The organism is Lysinibacillus boronitolerans JCM 21713 = 10a = NBRC 103108, assembly GCF_000772935.1.
GTDB lineage: Bacteria > Bacillota > Bacilli > Bacillales_A > Planococcaceae > Lysinibacillus > Lysinibacillus boronitolerans.
This window is the reverse complement of record NZ_JPVR01000080.1, coordinates 83,480-102,559: the sequence shown is the minus strand read 5'-3', so window position 1 is coordinate 102,559 and position 19,080 is coordinate 83,480. Positions and strand designations below refer to the sequence as shown.

The window sequence follows — 19,080 nt, the reverse complement described above, 5'->3', positions numbered from 1 at the left end:
CCATTTTATTGATACAATAATGTTTTCAAAAATAGAAAATATTCACTAGCCTCTTCCATGCATTGCTCGATTAATTCGTTAAAGAGCTCTTGATTATCTACATGCGCTTTTAATCTTTCCTCATAACGATGACTGATGCCATCTGTTACCCATTGAATAGTATCGATTGCCTTTTTTATATCCAAATTTTCTCGGAATAAACTAATATCAATTCCTTCAAACGCCTTTGCATAAGCATTTTTTTGAATAGTGGCATTATAATGATTTAGTTCATCTCGTACCTCAGAGCTTGTTTCAGCAAAGGTCTTTTTCAAAAAATCAAACAGAGCATGATATTGCTTCATGAGATCAACTTTAATTTTCATAATCTGTTGATAACGCTTAAAAATATCAGGCTCTGCTAAATCAATTTGGCGATTAAGTGCCTCGGAAAATATAGTAGTTGTATAGTCATATAAGAAAAGATACAAATTTTTTTTACTACCAAAATAGTGATATAAAATGCCTTTTGAAATTCTGGCATTGCTCACAATTCTATTTGTTGAAGCGGTAGCATAGTGATTGATTGAAAATTCCTTTAAGGCAGCATTAATGATTGCTTGACGTTTATCTTCTGCTAAATTCATAAAAGCTTGGTACAATTTTTTACTCCTTTTCGTCATATTTTATGCCATTATATTGAAATTGACTACTGTGGTCAATGTAATTTGGGAAAATAAAAAAGAACATGATTGTGACCATTTCCAATAGTCTCACTCATGCTCTCCATTGCTCTAGTTTACTTATCATAATAATCGTTCAATGCAATTTCTAGACGTTCTTCTAGATGCTTTGAAATATAGCTGAGAACGTATTGCTCTTTGTCCATTTCAATTTGTGCGGACTTAAAAAATTTGGTGAAAAAACCGATTTTATTTTGTTGGGAGTATTGCTGTAATGCTTCTGTACGTAATGTGGAGACGATTTCATTTTCTATATGACGCTCTCTAATCTTTTGGACAATGTCCTTCACGCTATTTTCTTGCAGCTCGGTAATTTGATTTTGTAGATGCTCATTTTCCTGCTTTAGCTCCAACGTTTCTTTTTGAATTTCTTCCACTTGAAGGACAGAATCGGTCGAAAGACGTTGAATGTTTTTGTCAAGAAAGTCCTGATTAATGTTAACTTGTAATGTCCCTTGCTCTTCATTCGGCAAAATCTGAAAAAGACCTGTTTGAATCATCTGCTGTAGGACGTTTCCAAGCAAATCGATTTTATGTGATAAATCCTCAGAATCCATGGTCGTTGCGGTAATTTGGTGTTTCAGCAACTGACCGTTATCATCAATACCTAGCAATAATTTAATCCCCCTTACACGATACTCATCCTTCAATAATAAAATCATGCGCAATCTCAATATAGCAGGTAGGTTTAAACGAATATTGCTATTTGTATTGGGCGAAGCATTGTCAAAAATATACTGTTCAAACGGTTTTAAATAGTAGCGCAGCATGGCGTCTGTAATATCAAACCAGCCCGCGACTTCTGCAATTGTATAGTGTTTCGATTCATCGATCTCTGCTAAATACCCATCATTATAGAGGTTTTCCTCTAAAGGTGTATGTTGCAGTGCCACAAACAATGGGTCATCTTGCACAATTTCAAGTACCATTTCTTTTGCATCATTTACTTTAAGCATCCTTACACACCCCACTTTATTTTTCCCATGACTAAATGTTCCCTATATAGGTTTCTATTCGATTGGCAGCAATTGTATGCCTATTTTATGTAGGAAATAGTCATTAGAACGAAGTACCTTTTAATCTTTTATGAATCTTAAGGGAAATTGTACTGATGTTCAGGAGGAAGTTAATACAGAAGAATTACCGTCCTTTACAATTTATTTTTTATAGATAAAAGAATATTTTGCTTTTCACCATATGAGATCGTGTTGATCTACTAGCTAAATAATGTAAATTATTAAGAAAAAGTTAAGAATTCTCCTTGCAAATCTTTAAGAAAGTCTCTTTATAGTTAAAACCATCAATAATGAAAGCAAAGCGAGGAGACAACGAAATGCAGCTCATCACCTTCCTTACTGAATTTATAAAGCATCCAAAAACAATAGGCGCCATATCACCTAGTTCTAAGAAATTAGCGCATAAAATGGTGCAACCTATTTGCTTTGAGACGGCTCAATGCATTATAGAGCTTGGCCCTGGGATGGGGGCCTTTACAAAGGAGCTTGTGAAAAGAAAAAAGCCAGCTACATTACTTGTTCTCATTGAACATAATGCGATTTTTTGTGAGAAACTGCGTAGGCAATTTGCTCATGTAGCCAATGTTGTAGTGATCCATGGTTCAGCAGAAAATTTGAAGCAATATTTGAAGGACTTGAATATCGAAAAAATAGATTATGTTATTTCTGGACTGCCATTTACATCGTTGAAGGCAGAAGTATCATGTTGTGTTTTAAGAAATGTGAAGGATTGTTTGGACAATGGAAAATTCATTACTTTCCAATATTCACTTGTGAAAAAGTCATTTTTTCATACCTATTTTCAGGATATTTCACATGAGAAAGTATGGCTCAATATGCCACCAGCCTATGTATTGAGCTGTAGGCTAGGAGATACGAGGGTCAGCTAATGGAGCTACAGGATCTTTTATTATTTATTGAACAATATGGCTATTTTGCTTTGTTTTTTAGTTTATGGCTAGGAATCATAGGCATGCCGCTACCAGATGAAATGATTGTCATGAGTGGTGGTTTTCTATCGTCGCTAGGAAAATTGGTCATATGGAAGTCTTTCTTACTTACTTATTTAGGCGTTGTTTCAGGGCTTTCTCTAGGGTTTATTCTTGGAAAACTATTTGGTCATCGTGTACTCGATAAACTTGTGAAAAAGAAAAAGGCAAAGTACTTATCCAAGTCAAAAGAATTGTTAGATCAATATGGACACTTTGCATTAGTCCTGAGTTACTTTATTCCAATTGTTCGACATATCCTCCCTTACTTGGTGGGAATGAATAAGATGCCTTTTAGAACATATGCTTTATTTTCCTATACAACAGGCTTTGTCTGGACATTGATTTATTTTACACTAGGTTTATTATTTGGCAGTCAAATTGAATATTTTTCTATGATTGCAACGAAATATGGTATTTACTTTGGGCTATTCCTCGTCACTATTAGCTGTATTTATTATTTTTATATACGGAAAATAAAAAAATAGATAAAATAGAGGAACATTATGAATGGAAAATATTTGATTAATGGTGGGATTAGATGAGTAATGAAACAATTTTAATTGTAGATGATGAAAAAGAGATAAGAAATCTGATTTCCATTTATTTGAAAAATGAGGGTTTTCATGTGTTAGAGGCATGTGATGGAGAAGAGGGCTTACAGTTAGTAAAGATGCATAAAGTACATTTAATTGTATTGGATTTAATGATGCCTAAAGTAGATGGCATTGAAATGTGTATGAAGGTAAGAGAAATAGCAGAAATGCCAATTATTATGCTGACTGCGAAATCTCAAGATATGGATAAGATTGTTGGTTTAACGATAGGTGCCGATGATTATGTAACAAAGCCCTTTAATCCGTTAGAGCTAATTGCCCGTATTAAATCACAGCTTCGTCGCTATTTGAAAATGAGTGGTATAAATAGTACTAATAATGAGGAGAAAGAAGTGGGTGATTTACGTATCAATACAGCGACACATGAAGTTTTTGTTAACAATGAAAGAGTGAAGCTGACACCTAGAGAGTTTGCTATATTGGAGTTGCTTGTTAGTAATCCAGGCATCGTCATGAGTGCAGAGCAAATCTATGAAAAAGTTTGGAAAGAGGGGGCATTTCAATCGGAAAATACTGTAATGGTACATATTCGAAAAATTCGAGAGCGAATTGAGACAAATCCAAGAAATCCTCAATATATTAAAACCGTATGGGGAGTAGGGTATAAAGTTGAAAAAGATCTTTAGGCTTTTAAAGTTCCCAAGATTTCTAAAGCATATTGGTGCGAAAATAAAAAATAATATTCAGCGGAGCATTCGTATTCAACTATTTACAACGTTTTTATTATGTGCGCTTGGCAGCTTTTTAGTGGCACGTGCGGTTGTGCCATTTTTTGAGAGTATCAATGAAACAGTGATTGTGGATTATAGTGGCAGTATGAAGATGATGTATTATCATGCACAGGATACAGCAGAATTGGCAACCCAAGAAAATAGTGTTGAAGCATTGAGAGAATTGATTGATCAAGAAAATGAAAAAATAGAAAATGAGGACAATGCATTAAAAATTGTCGTGACAGATGAGGCAGGAAAGATCCTATATAAAACAAAGCAGGTAAAAGAGCAACAAATCGATTTGCATGAAGAAATGAGACATGTCATGGGCTTTACAATGAATCAACCTTTTGAAAATGCCTATCATGTAATCGAAACTTCTCGGGAGGAATTTACTACATTAGTGCCACTAACTTTACAAGATAAAAATTATTATTTCTTTGTTAGTGGGCTTCCACAAGGAGAAGCCATCACAAGTACGAATGAAGGGCCCATACCTTTTTTCATTGGGGTTATGCTGTTTATCGTATCATTTTTCTCTATAACAAAACGGAAAATGAATCAAATTGAGGCATTAGCGGAGGGGGTTATGGAAATCGCAAAAGGAAATTTAGCCTTTCGTATTGAGAAAAAAGGTCAGGATGAAATTGCTTTACTAACGGATAATGTTAATCAAATGGCAGAAGAAATTATGACAAGTATCGAGATGGAGAGAAAAATTGAGCAACAAAAAAACGAGCTTATTACAAATGTTTCACATGACCTTAGAACACCTCTTACCTCAATTATGGGTTATTTGCGTTTATTAAGAGAAGAGAAGTATGAGACGAAAGAGCAATATGACGAATACTTGAAAATAGCCTTCTCTAAATCCGAGCAATTAAAAAATTTAATAGACGATTTATTTGAATATACTAAGCTCACGAATGATAAAAATACTTTAATGCGACAACAAGTTTGTGTAAATGAGCTGCTCGAACAACTAATGGAGGAATTAGTACCATTAGCAGAAGAGAAACAACGTATTTTTATAAAACATTTTCCAGAGAAACGAATTTTTGCTGCACTGGATTCGGAAAAGATTGTACGAGTATTTGATAATCTACTCATCAATGCGATCAATTATAGTACAGCTGAAGGAAAAATTATGGTTTCCCTTGAAGGACAAGCAAACCATGTGCGAATTTGTGTAGCGAATCAAAGTGATGCCTTTACACCGGTGGAGCTTGCTAGTTTATTTGAGAGGTTTTATAAAAAAGATCAATCGAGAACAAATGTAACCGAGGGTTCAGGGCTTGGACTAGCGATAGCCAAAAGCATAGTGGAGCTTCACGGAGGAACCATTCACGCAAAATACAAAAACGAGACACTGTACTTTATTATCACATTGCCATTAGCAGCTTCATAACTGACTACAATGGAACAATACTAATGGCATGTTGTGTTTGTACATGTTGTGAAAGCATATCTTGTAGGGTTGCTAGGGTAGCTGTGTTTCGGACTAATAATTGGATTTCTGTCTGCTTGTATTGTCGTTGAAAGTCCATAATATAATCTGCAATGATATGTAAATTATATTGGTTTTTAATCTCTACCTCAACGAAAAATGGCAGTGTTAAATCTGGCAGCTTTATACTGCCACCACGTCGAATCCAAATTGCTTCCTGCACATAGTAGCGGATCGGTAATTGGCGGTTACTGGCGATAAAAATATCCATAGAAAACTCCCTTCAGTGTCTAATTACAGCCTAATGGAAATGCATGCAGTCGTCAAAAGAAAACAGAGAAAAAGCTGTTCAGTGGAGAATCTGCTGAACAGCTTTTTTATTAGGGGAAGGATAGTTTTATTAAACTGACGGATAGATTCCAAAAATTGAAGGATAGAATTTCAAAACTGACGGATAGAACCCTCAAACCGTTGGATAGTCATAAGCTTCTATGGCTTCTAAAAAATGCGTTAGGATGGGAGATTGTACTTCATCCTTACGATAAATAAACCATGTAGGAATATGTGCTTGCTTGTTCTTTATCTTGTGCAATGTTAATGCTTGTGTTGCCATATATTTTTCCGCAATGGCACGTGGTAGCAAGGTAATACCTAACCCAGCAGCAACACAGCCAATAATACCGTCAAGCGTACCAAGCTCCATGCGATTTTGTGGTCGAACCCCTTCTTCATGTAACCAATGTTCCAAGATGGCTCGATAGGAACAGCCATGGCGGAATGTAATCATGGTGCTTCCCTCTAAATCCTGTAGATGCTTAATAGATTTATGCTTGCTAGAAGTGAGAATAACAAGCTCTTCACAGACAAACTCTTTCATCATTATATTTTCTTTATAAACAGGTCCTGTAACAAATGCACCATCTAGTTCATAGTTTTCTACCCGTTCAATATTGTGCAGAGAAGGGCCTGTTAGTATCGTGATATCCACCTGTTCATGTGCTTGATGAAATGTTGTTAAAAGAGTTGGTAAATGCAATGCAGCAGTTGTTTCCATCGAACCAATTCGTAAAACGCCTCGTTGTTCCTCCGTATCTTGCATGACTTCAAAAGACTTTTCATAGAGATGAAGCATTTTTAGGACTAATTCATAAAATTGTTCTCCTTTTGGTGTTAGCCGTATCCCTCGATGTCCACGATAAAAAAAGGTTGTTTCGTAGAGTGCCTCAAGACTTTGTATTTTCATAGAGATGTTGGATTGCGTGTAATTAAGTGCTGTGGCAGCTTTAGAAAAGCTACCTGTTTGGACGACTGTTCGAAAAATCGTTAAATCATTAATATTCATATGCCCTCCAGCTATCAATTTTATTGATACTTATTATAAAGAATTGGGTCTATTTATGATACCTAGATATTCGATATAGTGAAATTGAAGGAGTGATAATATGCACAAGCAAACCGTACGATATTTAATCGGGGGCATTTTTGCTTTAGTAATCGCTATGGGCATCGGCCGTTTTTCGTATACGGTTATTTTACCTTATATGCAAGAAGCTCTTGAATTTAGCCGATCAACAGCAGGTTACTTAGCAACGAGTAATTACTTAGGCTACTTGGTTGGCGCCTGGGTGGCAGGCCGTTTACCAATAGGGAATAAACGTATTCTCTTTTTGCAAATTACACTTGTTGTCAGCATTTTAACAACAGCCTTCATGGGCTTTACAAATGCAATCATCATTTGGTACATATTACGGTTTATCTCAGGTGTTATGAGTGCTTTTATTTTTGTTGTTATAACAAGCCTTGTATTAGACCAATTAGCCAGCAGTAGTCATATGCATCTATCAGGGCTGTTCTATAGTGGGGTGGGGATAGGGATTGCATTAAGTGCGGTGATTGTTTCACCAATCCAAGCAATTTTCCATTGGAATGGCACTTGGGTCGTATTAGCTCTATTTTGTATTGTAATGTTTGTCTTGGTAGTGCTATTTATCAAACCCATTCCACAAAGTAAACAACGAGTAGAAAGCCAGAAAATTATTTCACAGAAAACGCTTCCTGGGTCTTGGATGAAATGGTTAATCATCGCTTATAGCTTAGAGGGGCTTGGCTATATTGTCACAGGTACATTTATAGTATCGATTGCACAGGAGTCGACAAGCTTTCATGGAGATGCCGCCTTTGTATGGTTTGTTGTGGGTGTTGCAGCAATTCCCTCCTGTATCGTATGGTCTAAGCTAGCACAGCGTTATGGCTATGTGAAAATTTTGCTCATCTCTATGCTACTGCAAGCGATAGGCATTGTTTTACCTGCGCTAGCTACAAATTCGGCGACTCTTTATGCGAGTGCCTTTATTTTTGGGGCAACCTTTATGGGAATCACGACTGTTTGTACAACATTAGCAAGGGAAATTGCACCAGTGAATAGTCATCAAATGATAGGCTATTTAACGGCTGGCTATGCACTCGGACAAATGATTGGTCCATCCATTGCGGGAACACTTGCAAATTATACAAATAGCTATCAGTATGCCTTAGTCGGGGCTTCCTTCGTCGTAATGCTGGGAGGATTATGTTTAATAGGTGGCGTAAAATATGATAGAAGCAACTAAAAAAAGTAAGTAAGGTATAGTGCGCCTTACTTACTTTGAAATTAATGGATATCTCGTTTCTTAAAGTTACCACCACGAACTTCTGACACATCAGAAATGACAACAAAAGCGCCCTCGTCGATGTCCTTAATGATCGAAACTAATTTATTTTCTTCCATACGGTTAATGACACAGTTTAAGATTTCTGTTGGTTCATTGGAGAAACCGCCACGTCCATGTGTATAGGTAACACCACGTCCTAAGCGAGCTTGGATAGCGTCTCCAATCTCCTCAGATTTTCCACTAACCACACGAACTTCTTTTGATTTCTCTAAACCAACTTGGATAATATCAATAACGTTTTTGGCAATATAGTAAGTTAACGCTGAGTAAAGAGCACTCTCTAAGCCAAAGATAAAGCTTGCCCCTAAGAAAATAAAGGCATTAATAAATAATATAATATCGCCGACTGAAAATGGGATCTTACGTGATAATAATACTGCTAAAACCTCTGAGCCATCTAAAGCGCCACCATTTCGTAGGACAATCCCAATCCCAACACCAAGCAGCATACCACCCGATAAAACAATTAGGAGGGGATCATTTGGGCCTAAAATGGTTTTGACGTCATGTAAAAGAACGGTCGAGATCGATAAAGCTGCAATACCAGCACTACTCATTAAGGCAAACGTTTTTCCAACTTGCTTATAGCCGATATAAATGAACGGAATGTTTAATACAAAGAGCAGTACGCCTAACGGGATTCCAAAGAGGTGTGCTCCCATAATACTAAGACCCGTTACACCGCCATCAATGACAGCATTAGGAATTAGTACTGCCTCTAGTCCGTAAGCGGCAATAACAGCGCCAATAATGATCATAATTAATTTTCGTGTATTTTCTAGTGACTTTCTTTTTTTCATAAATCTTCTCCATTTCTTTACGTCAATAGTACCTAAGGTTTTGGAATAATATTTAGAGCAATTGTTTTAGTCTCAAAACCTTTATTTGAGTCGGTCATATTATAGTATTTAGTAAATAAATCGTTTAATTCATTTTCAAAATTCTTGAATTGATCGTTCGTTAATGTTAGGTCGATTAAAGAAAATGTTGCTAAATCTGTCGTGCTTTCTTTTTCATCAAGTGAATGCAAATAATTTTGATATTGAGATAGTAAAGCCAATTGATAGTAGGAAATATAATTTAATTTTTGCTTGGTTGTGAGTTGAGTCCAATCCTCCTTACTAAGTTTTGCTGCTCCTTCATTTAATGCATAAAACTTCTCTGTAACAGAACGAACTTTTCGCTCTTTCACAATTTTTATGATATTTTCATCGACTAAAATTTGGATATGACGATATAGAGTGGCTTGTGGTACATCCTTAATGACAGAAATCATCTCTAATGTGCTTAAACCCTCTTCTTTATTGTGCATCAGAGCTTGTAAAATTTTCATTCTCACAGGGTGCATTAATACCTCTGCTTTATTGCGCATAAACCGATCCTCCTACCAGAAAATGAGATAGTATCAAGGGAAGCATTCAAATGTTATCAATTTGAGAACATTATCAAAAAATATACTATAGCGTTTTTTTATAGATGTACAGTAAAAAGGTAATGAAATTTTTTTATCTTTTTGTTATCATTATTGATAATGATAATGAAGGAGGCTATTACAATGAAATTACACTATGGTTTTGAAGACTTAAATCAAATTGATTGGGCAAGCATACTGCCAATTCTTTTACCATTTGTACTCGTAGGTTTTTTACTTATCACTGTTGCACTAATTGATTTATATAAACATCGAGATAGCAGAGAAAACATACTAATGTGGGCAATTATTATTTTGTTCTTTAATACAATTGGTTCTGTTCTATATTTCGTGATGGGGAGAAAGGATGTCAATAAACGTGCGCTTAGAAATTAACAATATTACGAAAAAATTTAATCAGAAAACGGCCGTAAGTAGTTTTTCAATGGTTATAGATTCGAATGAATGTGTAGGGCTTATTGGACCAAACGGGGCAGGGAAATCCACATTAATTCAGATCATTGCTGATATTCTTTATGCAGATGAAGGGGACATTGTCCTTGATGGACAAAAAATTTCAAAGATGAAAAATCATATTGGTTATTTACCGCAGTATCCTAATTTCTACTCATGGATGACAGCATCTCAAACCTTATCCTTTATGGGGACGCTTTCTGGTATTTCGAAAAACCAATTACAAAAAGATGTTCCACTTCTTTTAGAAAAGGTGGGCTTAGGGAAGGAAGCACATGCTCATGTTGGAACATTTTCAGGTGGTATGAAACAGCGTCTTGGCATCGCACAAGCTTTATTACACAAGCCAGCTTTCATCATTATGGATGAGCCAGTATCAGCACTAGATCCAATTGGTAGGCGTGAAGTACTGAATCTATTAAAAGACATAAAAAAAGAAACGACCATTTTACTTTCTACGCATATATTAGGCGATGCGGAGGAAGTTTGTGAGCGCTTTGTAGTCATTAAAAATGGTTACAAAATAGAAGATGCAACAAAATTAGAGTTACTTAATCGCTATCAGGATCCAGCTATCTTTTTAATGGTTCAAAAGAAAGATGTTAAGTGGCTAACAACGATTGAACATTTACCTTATGTAAAGAAAATCGAAAGTTGTGGTGATGGTTTTAAAGTATATGTCAATCACTTGGAAGCGGATGCCCATCGATTGCTGCAGTATGGATTGGATTCAAACGTAATATTTACAAAGTATGATCTAGGCATGCAGGAAAGCTTAGAAGAAATATTTTTAGAATTGGTGGTGTAACCTGGAGTGAATACGTTTATAGCATTAAGTAAAAAAGAAATGAATCAAATGACAAAGGAATATAAAGTCGTTTGGCTACCGATTGTCTATATCCTACTAGGCTTAACTCAGCCAATCATGATGTATTTCTTACCTACTATTTTACAATTAATGGGTGGTATTGAAGGGATTATGATTGATCCTACAATGGCAAAGCCAGGGGGAGAAGAAGTGCTCGCCTCAACACTGAATTCGCAATTTGATCAATTAGGTATAATCATACTTGCCATTGCAACGATGGGTATTATTCAGGGAGAAAAAGCCAATGGGATGATGGCATTCATTTTAACAAGGCCAGTATCTATCTCATCCTACTTAAATAGCAAGCTTCTTACTCATTATGTTTTAGCTGTTCTATGTATTACGCTTGGCTATGCAATGTCCTTTGGCTATACATCTTATTTATTTACCTCTGTACCGATAACTCGTGCATTGATAGCTTTAGCATTTTATTGTATTTGGCTGTTGTTTGTCATTACATTTGTTGCCATGATTAGTACATTTTTTAATAGTGCACCATTTATTGCATTAATCAGTATTGGTGTCTTATTTATTAGTCGTTTCTGTGCTGGCTTACATCCATTCTTAGATGTCATTAATCCTGCTAGTAATAGTTTGCATGCTACAACGATATTAATGACAGGTGACGTTGAAACATGGTATGGCTTCACTATTGTTATCACACTGTTACTTGTACTATTCATGATGGCTAACATGCATCATTTTATTGCCAAAAAGAAATTTTAATATAGAGGAAATTCTCGACAAATGAATGTAACAATAAATCGAAGAAGCAAAACGCCATATTATCAGCAACTCACACAGCAGGTGCTTTTAGCAATAGTGACTGGAAATTTAAATAAGGGAGACCATTTGCCTTCCATTCGCAATTTAGCGGCACAAACAAATCTCAATCTGCATACGGTTCATAAAAGCTACAAAGAGCTTCAAAAAAAGGGGATCATCACCATTAAACCTCATTCTAGAGCATTTGTTATCGTAGATCCTAGTAAAGCAACGACTATTTCATTTCAACAAATAACTATGAATATGGAGCAACTATTAATAGAGGCTTATATTTTAGGAATGAAAAAATCCCAACTAAAAGAAATGTTTTATGACATTTTAAAAAAGTATTATACAGAGAGCGAAGGAGATGGTTACTAATATAGTGACCATCTCTTTTCCTTTGGTGGTTGAAACTAAATTAAAAACACCGCCACAATTGTCGTCACAATCAGTCCAATGACTACAGGGATCAAGTTTCGTCGTGCTAGCTCAAATGGGCTGACATTACAAATTGCAGCAGCTGGAATTAATGCCCATGGAATTAATGTACCACCACCAACCCAAATGGCTGTAATTTGCCCTAAAGCAGTTAAAGTGGCTGTTCCTCCACCAATGGCATTGCCGAACAAACTACCGACAGAGCCAGCAAGAGAAATGCCTGAGAAGCCAGAACCATCTAATCCTGTAATAGCACCAACAACTGCTAGCGTGACAACAGCAATTTCCTTTGTTAACGGAACTATTGCTGCAAGACCGACACCAAGATCATTGACAATACCGTGTGAAGTAGCGGGGAGGTGATCTCCAAGAATTTGTGTAAAGCCAGCATCTCCAAGATAGAAGAAAGCAGCAATTGGAATTACGGGTCCGAAGACTTTAAAGCCGAATTGAAATCCTTGAATCAAATAACTTGTTGTCTTTTCTAAACCCGCTGATTTATGAGCAACCATACTAAGCAACAATAAAATAAAAACAGAGGTTCCCCCGATTAAAGCCGTTGCATCGCCGCCCGTTAAATCGAATACTGACATAGCGATAACGTCTAAGATAAAGGCAATAGGAATAAGTACGGCGAAGAATCGTTTTTGCCCAATTGACAGTAAGTTTTCTGCAGTTTCTTGTTCAACATCCATCTCCTCATTGTTGCCAGTATTTAAAAGTAGCGTTCCTCGTTTCATATCACGTCGTAAAAAAATATAAGCAACAATTGTCGTTACAACACCCATTGTGATAACAAGTGGAATACTAGCTGAAACAACATCTCCAACAGGAATACCCGCAGCATCAGCCGTTAATTTTGGAGCCCCTTGAATGACAAAATCACTCGATAACGCAATACCGTGCCCAAATAAATTCATCGCCATGGCAACACCCAATGCAGGTAAACCTGCTCGAATGGCTACAGGTAAAAGAACAGCTCCTAAAAGTGCAACGGCAGGTGATGGCCAGAAAAACCAAGAAATAAGCATCATTAATAGTCCAATTGTCCAATAAGCGAGTGCGGGTGTTTTAATGATCTTTGTGAAAGGGGCCACCATAACCTCATTAATACCTGAAGACATCATGACCCGACTCATCGCTACGATAATCGAAATAATAAGAATCGTTGATAGCAGCTCAGTTATGGCATAAATAAAGCTGTTAAACACACCACTTATAGACGAAGTAAAATCACCTGTCGCAACAATTGCTAGCATAAAGATGCCTACTACACAAATGAGGGTGGTATCGCGACGTTTAACCATAAATCCGATGATGAGCACAATAAAAACCACGTAAATCCAATGGAGAGCTGTGAATTCAATCCCCATACGTTTCCCCCTCAATATTCTGATTCTATAGAATATGAAGAGAAAAAAAGATGGTGATGATTTTGAAAAATTTTGACCTTGAAGACTATAGTGATTTTATATCCAATTTTCTGGGAATAGTTATAATCGAAACAAGATAATTGAAAGAAATGAATTTATAGATTAGAATACTTTTATAGATTATCGATAATCTATAATCCATAATATATAACACTTTTAGCTAATCACCCTATACACTGAACTATGTTAAAATAAAAAGATATAAATTTATTGGAGTGGTTTAATGGGGTTTGATGAAAATTCAATTTCAAAAAAAACAATTTCTGAGCAAATAGCTGAACGATTATTATTTCGTATATTTTCTGGTTACTATGAACAAGGTCAGCGCTTAATAGAGGCGGAAATTGCAAAGGAGTTACAAGTAAGTCATGCACCTGTCCGTGAGGCCCTTTATCTTTTACAAAAAGATGGTGTAGTTGAAAAAGTACAACATAAAGGTGTAAGAGTGAAGATTATAACGGATCAGGAATTAAAGGATTATTTGGAAGCGCTTTATCATCTATTGGATATTGCACTTACCAAATGTGAATCTAAATGGACTGCTGATTTGCAAAATGAACTATTACATCGTTTTGAAGCGATGAAACAAAGAAAGTCTGCTGAAAATATTTATGAATATGTTGTTTCGTTTGCCCACTTGTTACAATTGTTTTTTGATGTTACAGGAAATATTGCGATGCTACGATTCTTTAAAGAAACAATATTTGTTACAAATGTAGCTGCACAAACAAAATGGAAGATGAATCTAGTTGAATCCTATCATATGTCCATCAATACTTTTATCAAGTGTATAGAAGTGTCGGATTTTGATCATGCACGAGTAGCTATTAAGGATGTTATTTTATGGTACCAATTTAAATAATTTTATGGGGGTAACATAAATGAAAGCTGCAGTTTGGCATGGTGTGAAAGATATTAGAGTTGAAGAGGTTGAATTACGCGCTTTAAGAGAAGAAGAAGTGAAAGTAAAAGTAGCGTGGGCTGGTATTTGCGGAAGTGATTTGCATGAATACGAAGAAGGTCCGGTTTTCGTACCAGTTGATGAAAAAGCTGATTTAACAGGTGAAGTTGCCCCACTTACAATGGGACATGAATTTGCTGGTATCATCGAAGAAGTTGGCTCTAAGGTTACTGACTTTAAGGCTGGGGACCGAGTTGTCATCAATCCTACATTAACATATAGAAAAAAACATGAAGAAGTCGATCGTTATGATGGATTTAACTTCATTGGCTTACATGGAAACGGTGGATTTGCGGAATATGTTAATGTCCCTGTAACGAATATACATCGATTAGCAGATAACTTAACATTACAAGATGGTGCATTGGTAGAACCAATGGCTGTTGCTGTACAAGCTGTCAAAGATGCTGGGGTTACATTAGGTGATTCTGTTGCTGTATTTGGGGCTGGACCTATTGGATTATTAACTGTCATCGCTGCAAAAGCATCAGGTGCTAGTAAAGTTATTGTATTAGATTTATCCGATGATCGATTAGAAAAGGCAAAAGAATTAGGTGCAACCCATGCTATTAATTCAGGGAAAGAAAATCCTGTACAAGCAGTTCGCGCGATTGTTGCAGATGGGGTTGATGTATCCTTTGAGGTTGCGGGGGTTGCCCCAACCTTTAAACAAGCAATTGATGTAACAAAACCTCGTGGTAACATGATGATTGTTTCGATTTTTGCAAGACCAATCGAATGGAATCCAATGCAGCTTACAAACACAGGTGTTAATGTATTATCATCCATTGTTTATACACCGTCAATCTTCCAACGAACAATTGATGCAATGAGCGCTGGTCAACTAAATCCTCAAGGGATCATCACAAGTCAAATTGAATTAGATGAGATTGTTGAAAAAGGATTCAAAACGTTAACAAATGACAAAACGCAATCTAAAATTTTAGTCGAGATAAGCGGAGAAAATTAATAAAATTGAGAGGAGTATGGCTGATGACAGCCATGCTCTTTTTTATAGTCTGGTGGAGCATGGAGCTTAAGAAAAAATGACAAAAGGAATCGAGAATGAACTTCTCGACTCTTTCAGAACTTAATCTCTTTCTCTTGCCTGCTGTGTGTCTCTAATATTCTTTTGAACCGTGATGGATGCAAATAAACTTAGAACAAATGACATACCATAAAACCCTTTTTCGCTTAAAACAATACTTCCAGCATTATATAGCCCAATGCCCATTAATGAAATCGACACAATAAGTGCAACCCAACTAATACCATAATAAATATTCGTAACTGGTATTCCCTCTTCTTTATCTCTTACAGCTTTTTGTAAGGATACTGCTGAATAGAGTCCAAATACTAAAACAGCTAGGTAATATCCTTTTTCGTTTAGTTGCATCGTTGCATTAAACAAGCCTATAAAATAAGCCGTCACACCTACTAACAATGCTGCCCAGGAAGCCCCCTTGAAAGCAGCAGTAGGTTCTCCCTCTTTTCTTTCTACTTTAACTTTCGGATCAGGCTGTTTTTCCTTATCTAATGAAGACTCATTTTGATTAGACAATATCTTTCTCCTCCTTCTATCACTGTATAAAAACATTCTATCATTCTATAGGGAGGTTATGAGAATAGAAATTTCTCTAAATCTCGCTCTTCAATAATAAAAGTAATTCTCCTTAACAGAGGCTGCTTTAATTTGACTGTTATTTTGCTGGGGGTATAGCGTCAATATGGGTTCATCGAATCTGAAGGATCTGTCCTTCGTTGCAATGATTTTGATACAGATAAGAGCTAGGTGTATAGCTTTTTTTCATATTATTCATCTTGACAGCTAAATATGTTAGGTCTGTGTGACTGCCTGAGTTACTTTGTTCACTGCTTTTTACAATTCGCGTCAACTATGAACGGATAATTAAAAATGGTTGATAAAGCTATGAACCATCGTTTATAGATAAAATAATCGGTAGTCCCAGTTTCCAACAATAAGTTAAGGAACATGAATTAGCCAAAGTTCATTCGACGGTCCGATCACTTAGAAAGCGATTGCGCCACTGTAACCAATTTTTTTACTCCTTCACTTAGCTGTTTTTCATTAGCATAAGAATAGCTTAAACGTATCCAGGATGATAGCTGTTTTAGTGGATCACAAACTTGACCTGGGACAAAGGATATCGATTGTTCGATACTTTTAGATAATAATAATTCAGTTGGAACATCATCTGGGAGCTGTACCCATAAATTCAGACCGCCTTTTGGGCTGATCCAACGCCAGCCTGTTACAGCTAGCTCCTCCTCCATAATTTCCTTCCGAATCTGCAGGGCGATCCGAATTTTCTCCAAATGCTGCTGCAATCTTAGTGAGGAGAAGTAATGGAGAAAAATTTTTTGGTTGAGAAGTGGTGAGCCATTATCAGCTAGCGATTTTTCTGTTAATAGTGATTTCATCAATGATGATGGACAAATAACAGTCGCAATTCTCAAACCAGGAGAGATGTATTTGCAAAAGCTTCGGATATAAATGACTGTCCCAGCACTATCATATGTGTAAATCGGTGGAGGTGGGGCTTCATCAAAATAAATGTCGTGATAGGCATCGTCTTCAATTAATAGAAACCGATAGTGCTCAGCTAATTCTACTAACTTTTTGCGCTGCTCGATTGAAACCGTATAACCAGTAGGATTATGGAAGGTGGGGTTGAGATAAAATAGGCGAGGTTTGTATTGTTTAATATAGTATTCAACCTGTTCTAAATCGTAGCCCTCAGGATGGATATCCACGGTTACAATTTGTGCTCCTTGTGCGCTAAAAATATCAATCGCAGCACTATAGCTTGGACGTTCCAATAAAACGACGTCTCTTGGCTTAATAAAAGCTTGCGCAACTAAGTGAATGGCTTGCTGTGAGCCAGACGTTATTAACAGATCATCTGCACTGAGATGAGTTTTATACTGGTTGATAAAATATTGGGTAAGTGTTTCACGCAGCTCTAAATCACCTTGCACAGTGGAGTAGGTTGCCAGTACTTTTGGATAAAGGTCAAACACTTCCTTTACGTAATCAGAAAAATAATGATTTGGCAAAAGATTAGGATCAATCAATGCCTGAGAAAAGTGATAAGAAAAAGATGGTTGATGGATTTCGGATAAATGATTTTTTTTTACGTATGCTGAAATAATTGGATTCTCCTGATTTAGATATTCAAGATTTTTCGATACAGTTGATTGGACAAAATAGCCTGATTTATCTTTTACATAAACTTTGTCATGCTGTTTCAATAATTGATAAGCCTTTAAAACCGTTAGCCGATGAACATTCATTTCAGATGCTAATTGCCGGACGGAGGGAAGCTTTTCATCTTCTTTCCATTCTTTACGCTCTATTCTGTGCAGTACATTATCATAGATTTTCTTAAAAAGATAATCTTCATTTTGAATTGCTTTGCCCACATCGATCCCTCCTATTCAAAACGATTGTACCACGAACTGCTCTAATCTGTTCTATCCTTTTCAATCTGTTCTATCCTCCTTCTTTTATGATAGAAAAAGAGGAGGAGTATGATATGGTAATTTTTAATTATTTCTTTATGTGTTTGATTTTTGGGACAACATTTTTAGCAATTAAAGTTGGGGTTGATGCAGGAGTTCCTCCGTTTTTATCAGCTGGTCTTCGTTTTCTCATTGCTGGTTTACTACTATTTAGTTTTATGGTTTGGCGCAAAAAAACGACAATCCGGTTATTATTTCGGAAAGAAATGTTTTTTACAGGAGTGGGCTTAACCTTTGGAACGTTTGCCACATTATACTGGGCAGAACAGTATGTGACATCTGGAATCGCGGCTGTCTTATCTGCTACAGGTCCGATGATGATTATTGTGATTCAGACATTCCTATTGAAGCAAAAAGGAAATCGGAAATCATTCATTGGCTGTGTCGTCGGAGTCATTGGTGTTACGTGCTTAATCTTACCTAGTTTTGCAATTGAGATTAGTCCTCTCTGGATGGTTGGTTGTTTCGCTATTATTTTAGGTGAAGTATTTTACGCATCTGGAACGATTTATACAAAGCATGTTATCCAAAAATTCGCAACAACATCCCCAATTGCTTTAAATGCAGCACAAATGATGCATGGAGGGATTTTATTAATCATTTTGTCACTTTTTACTGAGAACATTCAGCTTCATTATCTATTAAGTCCAGCTTCAATGGGTTCTCTTTTTTATTTGATTATTTTTGGTTCAATGATCGGTCACACTATTTATTATTGGCTTGTTTCACGAACAAATCCTGTTTTTCCCTCCACATGGCTGTATATCTCACCAGCAATTGCAGTTATATTAGGTGTTACCTTCTATCATGAATATATTTCGTGGCTAACAGGAATAGGTACTATGACAATTATTGTTGGAACGATTCTAGTCAATTTCGAAACGTTGAGAGAGTTACTTTGGCGGAAGGGGACTGTTCTTCAGGATATGAAAAATTAACTTGTTCCTGAATAATAAAATCTAATTATAA

Annotated in this window: 21 protein-coding genes; 12 read left to right on the top strand and 9 right to left on the bottom strand. The window is 36.3% G+C overall.

Going from position 1 to position 19,080, the window contains the following annotated elements; genetic code table 11:
- Nucleotides 1-5 precede the first annotated feature (5 nt).
- On the bottom strand, nt 6-641 hold the full coding sequence (locus tag CD31_RS18925; RefSeq protein ID WP_244905006.1) for a TetR/AcrR family transcriptional regulator: 636 nt from the start codon (nt 639-641) through the stop codon (nt 6-8).
- Nucleotides 642-778: 137 nt separating this feature from the next.
- A complete protein-coding gene (locus tag CD31_RS18920; protein ID WP_036080043.1) occupies nt 779-1,678 on the bottom strand; it encodes a hypothetical protein in 900 nt (299 codons plus the stop codon).
- A 377-nt stretch (nt 1,679-2,055) separates the two neighbouring features.
- Here CD31_RS18920 and CD31_RS18915 point away from each other — a divergent pair, with 377 nt between their 5' ends.
- The 4 genes from CD31_RS18915 to CD31_RS18900 are packed head-to-tail and all read left to right on the top strand — an operon-like array spanning nt 2,056 to nt 5,465.
- Nucleotides 2,056-2,628, top strand: a complete 573-nt coding sequence (locus CD31_RS18915) for a class I SAM-dependent methyltransferase (RefSeq protein ID WP_036080041.1) — start codon at nt 2,056-2,058, stop codon at nt 2,626-2,628.
- Nucleotides 2,628-3,215: a DedA family protein gene (locus CD31_RS18910; RefSeq protein WP_036080038.1), complete on the top strand. Its 588-nt coding sequence runs from the start codon at nt 2,628-2,630 to the stop codon at nt 3,213-3,215. The genes CD31_RS18915 and CD31_RS18910 overlap by 1 nt, the downstream gene beginning before the upstream one ends.
- Nucleotides 3,216-3,268: 53 nt before the next feature.
- Nucleotides 3,269-3,970 (top strand): response regulator transcription factor, encoded by a 702-nt coding sequence (locus tag CD31_RS18905; RefSeq protein ID WP_016994848.1) that lies wholly within the window; start codon nt 3,269-3,271, stop codon nt 3,968-3,970.
- On the top strand, nt 3,954-5,465 hold the full coding sequence (locus CD31_RS18900; protein WP_036080035.1) for a HAMP domain-containing sensor histidine kinase: 1,512 nt from the start codon (nt 3,954-3,956) through the stop codon (nt 5,463-5,465). Before CD31_RS18905 ends, CD31_RS18900 begins: the two co-directional genes overlap by 17 nt.
- 4 nt (nt 5,466-5,469) lie before the next feature.
- Here CD31_RS18900 and CD31_RS18895 read toward each other — a convergent pair whose 3' ends face one another.
- Both CD31_RS18895 and CD31_RS18890 read right to left on the bottom strand, forming a co-directional pair.
- On the bottom strand, nt 5,470-5,775 hold the full coding sequence (locus CD31_RS18895; RefSeq protein WP_036080032.1) for a hypothetical protein: 306 nt from the start codon (nt 5,773-5,775) through the stop codon (nt 5,470-5,472).
- 192 nt (nt 5,776-5,967) lie between these two features.
- Nucleotides 5,968-6,846 carry a LysR family transcriptional regulator gene (locus tag CD31_RS18890; protein ID WP_036080029.1) on the bottom strand — a complete coding sequence of 293 codons (879 nt, stop codon included), beginning with the start codon at nt 6,844-6,846 and terminating at the stop codon, nt 5,968-5,970.
- A gap of 100 nt (nt 6,847-6,946) precedes the next feature.
- Between CD31_RS18890 and CD31_RS18885 the strand changes: the two genes are divergently transcribed.
- On the top strand, nt 6,947-8,113 hold the full coding sequence (locus CD31_RS18885) for a YbfB/YjiJ family MFS transporter (RefSeq protein WP_036080026.1): 1,167 nt from the start codon (nt 6,947-6,949) through the stop codon (nt 8,111-8,113).
- A 41-nt stretch (nt 8,114-8,154) separates the two neighbouring features.
- On the opposite strand, the gene CD31_RS18880 is transcribed toward CD31_RS18885, so the two are convergent.
- Both CD31_RS18880 and CD31_RS18875 read right to left on the bottom strand, forming a co-directional pair.
- Nucleotides 8,155-9,015: a YitT family protein gene (locus CD31_RS18880; protein ID WP_036080023.1), complete on the bottom strand. Its 861-nt coding sequence runs from the start codon at nt 9,013-9,015 to the stop codon at nt 8,155-8,157.
- A gap of 32 nt (nt 9,016-9,047) precedes the next feature.
- Complete coding sequence (locus CD31_RS18875; RefSeq protein ID WP_036080020.1) at nt 9,048-9,587, bottom strand: transcriptional regulator; 540 nt, start codon at nt 9,585-9,587, stop codon at nt 9,048-9,050.
- A gap of 183 nt (nt 9,588-9,770) precedes the next feature.
- Between CD31_RS18875 and CD31_RS18870 the strand changes: the two genes are divergently transcribed.
- From CD31_RS18870 to CD31_RS18855, 4 genes are read left to right on the top strand one after another with little or no spacing between them, the layout of a single operon-like run.
- Nucleotides 9,771-10,022: a PLD nuclease N-terminal domain-containing protein gene (locus CD31_RS18870; RefSeq protein WP_016994843.1), complete on the top strand. Its 252-nt coding sequence runs from the start codon at nt 9,771-9,773 to the stop codon at nt 10,020-10,022.
- Complete coding sequence (locus tag CD31_RS18865) at nt 10,006-10,908, top strand: ABC transporter ATP-binding protein (protein WP_036080018.1); 903 nt, start codon at nt 10,006-10,008, stop codon at nt 10,906-10,908. Before CD31_RS18870 ends, CD31_RS18865 begins: the two co-directional genes overlap by 17 nt.
- 6 nt (nt 10,909-10,914) lie before the next feature.
- Nucleotides 10,915-11,694, top strand: a complete 780-nt coding sequence (locus tag CD31_RS18860) for an ABC transporter permease (protein WP_036080016.1) — start codon at nt 10,915-10,917, stop codon at nt 11,692-11,694.
- A gap of 21 nt (nt 11,695-11,715) precedes the next feature.
- Entirely contained in the window at nt 11,716-12,114 is a 399-nt protein-coding gene (locus CD31_RS18855; RefSeq protein WP_016994840.1) for a GntR family transcriptional regulator, read from the top strand.
- Between the two features lie 35 nt (nt 12,115-12,149).
- On the opposite strand, the gene CD31_RS18850 is transcribed toward CD31_RS18855, so the two are convergent.
- Nucleotides 12,150-13,547 carry a hypothetical protein gene (locus CD31_RS18850; RefSeq protein WP_016994839.1) on the bottom strand — a complete coding sequence of 466 codons (1,398 nt, stop codon included), beginning with the start codon at nt 13,545-13,547 and terminating at the stop codon, nt 12,150-12,152.
- Nucleotides 13,548-13,830: 283 nt separating this feature from the next.
- On the opposite strand from CD31_RS18850, the gene CD31_RS18845 reads away from it, so the two are divergent.
- The gene (locus CD31_RS18845) at nt 13,831-14,469 is read left to right on the top strand and encodes a GntR family transcriptional regulator (protein WP_036080013.1); all 639 of its coding nucleotides are present in this window, start codon (nt 13,831-13,833) and stop codon (nt 14,467-14,469) included.
- Between the two features lie 19 nt (nt 14,470-14,488).
- Nucleotides 14,489-15,538: a 2,3-butanediol dehydrogenase gene (locus tag CD31_RS18840; RefSeq protein WP_036080010.1), complete on the top strand. Its 1,050-nt coding sequence runs from the start codon at nt 14,489-14,491 to the stop codon at nt 15,536-15,538.
- Between the two features lie 120 nt (nt 15,539-15,658).
- On the opposite strand, the gene yiaA is transcribed toward CD31_RS18840, so the two are convergent.
- Nucleotides 15,659-16,129, bottom strand: a complete 471-nt coding sequence (yiaA, locus tag CD31_RS18835; RefSeq protein ID WP_036080007.1) for an inner membrane protein YiaA — start codon at nt 16,127-16,129, stop codon at nt 15,659-15,661.
- A gap of 464 nt (nt 16,130-16,593) precedes the next feature.
- A complete protein-coding gene (locus CD31_RS18830) occupies nt 16,594-18,012 on the bottom strand; it encodes an aminotransferase-like domain-containing protein (protein ID WP_036080004.1) in 1,419 nt (472 codons plus the stop codon).
- 113 nt (nt 18,013-18,125) lie between these two features.
- Here CD31_RS18830 and CD31_RS18825 point away from each other — a divergent pair, with 113 nt between their 5' ends.
- Entirely contained in the window at nt 18,126-19,049 is a 924-nt protein-coding gene (locus tag CD31_RS18825) for a DMT family transporter (protein WP_036080001.1), read from the top strand.
- Nucleotides 19,050-19,080 lie beyond the last annotated feature (31 nt).

What these genes read in the sequence shown, in the direction of transcription:
- CD31_RS18840 (WP_036080010.1), top strand. Translation starts at nt 14,489, where the DNA reads ATGAAAGCTGCAGTTTGGCATGGTGTGAAAGATATTAGAGTTGAAGAG.
- CD31_RS18825 (WP_036080001.1), top strand. Translation starts at nt 18,126, where the DNA reads ATGGTAATTTTTAATTATTTCTTTATGTGTTTGATTTTTGGGACAACA.
- CD31_RS18870 (WP_016994843.1), top strand. Translation starts at nt 9,771, where the DNA reads ATGAAATTACACTATGGTTTTGAAGACTTAAATCAAATTGATTGGGCA.
- CD31_RS18855 (WP_016994840.1), top strand. Translation starts at nt 11,716, where the DNA reads ATGAATGTAACAATAAATCGAAGAAGCAAAACGCCATATTATCAGCAA.
- CD31_RS18875 (WP_036080020.1), bottom strand. Translation starts at nt 9,587, where the DNA reads ATGCGCAATAAAGCAGAGGTATTAATGCACCCTGTGAGAATGAAAATT.
- CD31_RS18850 (WP_016994839.1), bottom strand. Translation starts at nt 13,547, where the DNA reads ATGGGGATTGAATTCACAGCTCTCCATTGGATTTACGTGGTTTTTATT.
- CD31_RS18915 (WP_036080041.1), top strand. Translation starts at nt 2,056, where the DNA reads ATGCAGCTCATCACCTTCCTTACTGAATTTATAAAGCATCCAAAAACA.
- CD31_RS18920 (WP_036080043.1), bottom strand. Translation starts at nt 1,678, where the DNA reads ATGCTTAAAGTAAATGATGCAAAAGAAATGGTACTTGAAATTGTGCAA.
- CD31_RS18845 (WP_036080013.1), top strand. Translation starts at nt 13,831, where the DNA reads ATGGGGTTTGATGAAAATTCAATTTCAAAAAAAACAATTTCTGAGCAA.
- CD31_RS18885 (WP_036080026.1), top strand. Translation starts at nt 6,947, where the DNA reads ATGCACAAGCAAACCGTACGATATTTAATCGGGGGCATTTTTGCTTTA.
- CD31_RS18905 (WP_016994848.1), top strand. Translation starts at nt 3,269, where the DNA reads ATGAGTAATGAAACAATTTTAATTGTAGATGATGAAAAAGAGATAAGA.
- CD31_RS18910 (WP_036080038.1), top strand. Translation starts at nt 2,628, where the DNA reads ATGGAGCTACAGGATCTTTTATTATTTATTGAACAATATGGCTATTTT.
- CD31_RS18895 (WP_036080032.1), bottom strand. Translation starts at nt 5,775, where the DNA reads ATGGATATTTTTATCGCCAGTAACCGCCAATTACCGATCCGCTACTAT.
- CD31_RS18890 (WP_036080029.1), bottom strand. Translation starts at nt 6,846, where the DNA reads ATGAATATTAATGATTTAACGATTTTTCGAACAGTCGTCCAAACAGGT.
- CD31_RS18880 (WP_036080023.1), bottom strand. Translation starts at nt 9,015, where the DNA reads ATGAAAAAAAGAAAGTCACTAGAAAATACACGAAAATTAATTATGATC.